The 3,600-nt window shown below is 70.4% G+C and carries 4 protein-coding genes and 1 pseudogene; 1 reads left to right on the top strand and 4 read right to left on the bottom strand.

The features are described from left to right. Positions 1–230, top strand: a pseudogene (locus H0X00_RS22640) (HNH endonuclease); the annotation flags it as partial. A gap of 132 nt (positions 231–362) precedes the next feature. Here the strand turns inward: H0X00_RS22640 and H0X00_RS22635 are convergent. From H0X00_RS22635 to H0X00_RS22620, 4 genes are all read right to left on the bottom strand, one after another. Further along, positions 363–1,175 (bottom strand): ABC transporter permease, encoded by an 813-nt coding sequence (locus H0X00_RS22635; RefSeq protein ID WP_293775044.1) that lies wholly within the window; start codon positions 1,173–1,175, stop codon positions 363–365. Further along, a complete protein-coding gene (locus tag H0X00_RS22630) occupies positions 1,172–2,149 on the bottom strand; it encodes an ATP-binding cassette domain-containing protein (RefSeq protein ID WP_293775042.1) in 978 nt (325 codons plus the stop codon). The genes H0X00_RS22635 and H0X00_RS22630 overlap by 4 nt, the downstream gene beginning before the upstream one ends. Positions 2,150–2,320: 171 nt before the next feature. Next, positions 2,321–2,998, bottom strand: a complete 678-nt coding sequence (locus tag H0X00_RS22625; protein ID WP_293775040.1) for a GPP34 family phosphoprotein — start codon at positions 2,996–2,998, stop codon at positions 2,321–2,323. A gap of 70 nt (positions 2,999–3,068) precedes the next feature. Further along, a complete protein-coding gene (locus H0X00_RS22620) occupies positions 3,069–3,488 on the bottom strand; it encodes a hypothetical protein (RefSeq protein ID WP_293775039.1) in 420 nt (139 codons plus the stop codon). Between the last annotated feature and the right edge of the window lie 112 nt (positions 3,489–3,600).

Genomic DNA, 3,600 nt, shown 5'->3' with positions numbered 1-3,600 from the left:
CGTTCAAGCCCGGTCGCACCGTCTACACCAACCTCGCCTGCCTGTGCCGCTACCACCACCGCATCAAACAGATGCCCGGCTGGCACTGCGAACAGGACGACCACGGCGCATTGACCTGGACCACCCCCACCGGGCAACGGTTCATCACCCGGCCCCCACCCGAGGACGGCGAGGAACCACCCGACATCGCCCCGGTGCCCGACCCCGGCGAGGACATCCCGCCGTTCTGAGATCGCACCGCGGACGCAGTCTGATCCGGTAGACGCGAGGAGCGAGGTCATCGCTCGCTCGCGCTCCTCGACGGGCCTGTTCGCAGGTGGCGCCGTCGCCGCGGCGGTTGCTGTCGCCTGACGAGACGTCAGTTACTTGGTCGTGGACAGCTTGTACTGCCGGGTCGCGAGCGGGGCGAACACGGCGACGATCGCCATCGAGATCAGCAGCGTGTAGATCGTCGGGTGCTGCATCGACCACGCGTCGGGGACCGGCACGGACGGGTCGGTGTTGCCGAACAGCTCCCGGCAGGCCTGCGTCGCGGTGGAGACCGGATTCCATTCCACGAACGTGCGCAGCACGCCGTCGAAGGACTCGGTCGGCACGAAGGCGTTGGACACGAAGGTCAGCGGGAAGATCACGATGAACGAGGCGTTGTTGACGACCTCGACGCTGGGCACCAGCAGCCCGACGTAGGCCATGATCCAGCTGACCGAGTAGGCGAACACGAGCAGGATCAGGAACGCGGTCGCCGCATCCAGCACGCCTTCGCGGATCCGCCACCCGATCACCAGCCCGGTCAACGCCATGATCGTCACCGAGATGACGTTGTAGAAGACGTCGGAGGTGGTCCGCCCGATCAGAACCGCGCTGCGCGACATCGGCAGCGAGCGGAACCGGTCGATGATCCCCTTCTGCATGTCCTCGGCCAACCCCGCGCCGGTGAACGTCGCGCCGAACACGACGGTCTGGACGAAAATCCCCGGAACCAGGAACTCCTTGTAGTCCACCTCGCCGGGCACATCGATCGCACCGCCGAAGACGTAGGCGAACAGCAGCACGAACATGATCGGCGAGATCAGCACGAAGACGAGCACCTCGGGCACCCGCTTGATCTTGATCAGGTTGCGGCGGGCGACGATCCAGCCGTCGCGCGCGACGCGCACCGGCGCGGACGTGGTCACGCGCTCACCTCCACGGTCTCGGAACTCGGGTCGGCCTCGGCCGCATGACCGGTCAGGCTGAGGAAGACGTCGTCCAGGGTCGGGCGGCGCAGCCCGAGCTCGAGCACCGCGATGCCGGCGTCCTCGAACTCCCGCAGGGTGCGCGCCAGCGCCCGCTGACCGTCGTGCACCGGGGCGACCAGCGAGCGGCCGTCATCATCGACCTGCACCGGGCCGCGCGCGACCAGGGCCAGCACCCGCTCCGCGGCGTCCCGGCGCGCAGCGTCGGCGAGCACGACCTCGATCCGTTCGCCGCCGGTCTGGGCCTTGAGCTGGTCGGCCGTGCCGCGCGCGATCGCCTTGCCGTGGTCGATGACGACGATCTCGTCGGCGAGGCGGTCGGCCTCCTCCAGGTATTGCGTGGTCAGTAGCAACGTGGTGCCGCCGGCGACCAGTTCGCGGATGACGTCCCAGAGCTGCAGCCGGCTGCGCACGTCCAGGCCGGTGGTCGGTTCGTCGAGGATCAGCAGCGGCGGCGCGGCGACCAGGGCGCCGGCCAGGTCGAGGCGGCGGCGCATGCCGCCGGAGTAGGTCTTGGCCGGGCGGTCGCCGGCCTCGGCCAGCCCGAACTGCTCGAGGAGCTCGCGGGCCCGGGCCCGCGCTTTCACCCGCCCCAGGTCGTAGAGCCGTCCCACCATCTCCAGGTTCTCGTACCCGGTCAGGTGCTCGTCGACCGCGGCGTACTGCCCGGACAGGCCGATCCGCTCCCTCACCCCGGCCGGGTTCGCGAGCACGTCGATGCCGGCGACCTCCGCGGTCCCGGCGTCAGGGGTGAGCAGGGTGGCCAGCACCCGGACGGCGGTGGTCTTGCCGGCGCCGTTCGGCCCCAGCAGCGCGAGCACGGTGCCCTCTTGAACCGTCAGGTCCAGTCCGCTCAGCGCCTCGACGCTCTTGTACCGCTTGACCAGGCCCGATGCCCGGACCATGTCCGCCATGACTCCCCTACCCGTGGCCTGACCGTGGCCCACCCGTGAGCTGACCTCGCTATGTGCGCGCAGACCCGGGGTACCCAATCACGGCCCCCTGACAGTTACCACGTGGTTTCCCACCCGAGCGTTCCCCGCAGCTCGCCGCCGGTCGGTAAGGGCAGGTGGACGAGTGGAGGCTCACGACCCGGCGGCGCCGGCCACGGTGGCGGCGGTGACGCCGGCCATGACGGCCGCTTGCGCCGCCTGGATCGCCTTGCGCACGGCCTCGGTCGTCCAACCCCCGTCGGCGACTGCCTCGGCCCGCTTCTTCAGATCCTTCTTCGACATCGCGCCGCGGTCCACGACCTTGGGCAGGACGTCGGCGGCGGCCAGGATGGCAATCACGGTGGCGGTCCGCTGGTCGGGGTCCTCGCCGCCGGTGAGCGCACGCCGCACCGCCGCCCGGAGCGCCTGCTCATGCGGCGAATCCGTGGCCGGCCACCTGGTCCGTGAGACCAGGCCGAGCACCTTGGAGTCCTCGCGGCGCAGCAGTCCGCGCTCGACGAGTCGGGCGCACAACTGGTCGGGCAACTCCTTGCCGAGGCGGTTGACCAGATCCTGCGCCGAACGCTTCTTCGCGTCGATGTCCGCCAACGCCTCGACCAGCACCGGATCGGTCACCGTCGCCGGGTCCTCGACCACGACCTTGGCGCGTTTCCACAGGCCCTTCTCGGTCTCGATCTCGACCGCACCGCTCAACGCCAACTCGGCCAGCACCGCTCCGGCGAGCGCGGGCTTGCGGTTGTCACCGGAGACGAACCCGCCGGCGTGCTCGAGCAGCATGAGCAGGACGTCTTCGGCGATCAGGGTCTGCATGTCTCCTGTCTACCCCGAATCGTCACCCGCTGCCCGACGACAGAGCGACGACAGGGCGACGACCGTCCCGTCAGACGCGGAGTCGGAAGATGGGCGGCGCGCCGTCATCGGCCGCGGCGAGCAAGCCGTCCCGACCGATCGGTTCCCGGTCGGGGTTGGTCAGCTCCGCCAGGACGGCGGAGTCGGCGGTGACCCCGGCGGAGCGGGCGCCGTTCTGGTTGCGCCCGATGACCCAGCCTCGGGCGGGCGCTCCGTGCCGGCCGAACTCGACCGTGTAGGTCTCGATGGTGATGGCTTCATCGTTCCCCTCGGTCGGGCCGTCCGAGACTGCGGGTCCGGGCGGCGGGGCGGGCAGTTCGCGCCAGGTGGGCGGTGCCAGGTCGGTGCCGAACACCGCCGCCGCCTCCTTGGTCAGGTACTCGCCGTTGGAATGGACCAGGCCGCGTCCACCGGTCTCCCGCAACGCCTTCACGGTCGTCACGATCGTCATAGGTCCAGGTGAGCTGCTGTACCACCGAGACGCCGTCGAGCTGGGCGAGCACGTCGGGCAGGCCCGCGTCCCGGGCGGCCGCCCGGGCGGCGTCGGCGAGCAGGTCGAGGGG

The sequence above is a fragment of the Sporichthya sp. genome, from assembly GCF_013815995.1.
In the GTDB taxonomy this organism is placed as follows: domain Bacteria; phylum Actinomycetota; class Actinomycetes; order Sporichthyales; family Sporichthyaceae; genus Sporichthya.
The sequence above is the reverse complement of the archived record's forward strand: the minus strand, read 5'-3'. Positions and strand labels throughout refer to the sequence as shown.

Bases quoted from the DNA above. Each gene is read 5' to 3' on its own strand.
- H0X00_RS22630 (WP_293775042.1), bottom strand. From the start codon at position 2,149: ATGGCGGACATGGTCCGGGCATCGGGCCTGGTCAAGCGGTACAAGAGC.
- H0X00_RS22625 (WP_293775040.1), bottom strand. From the start codon at position 2,998: ATGCAGACCCTGATCGCCGAAGACGTCCTGCTCATGCTGCTCGAGCAC.
- H0X00_RS22620 (WP_293775039.1), bottom strand. From the start codon at position 3,488: ATGACGATCGTGACGACCGTGAAGGCGTTGCGGGAGACCGGTGGACGC.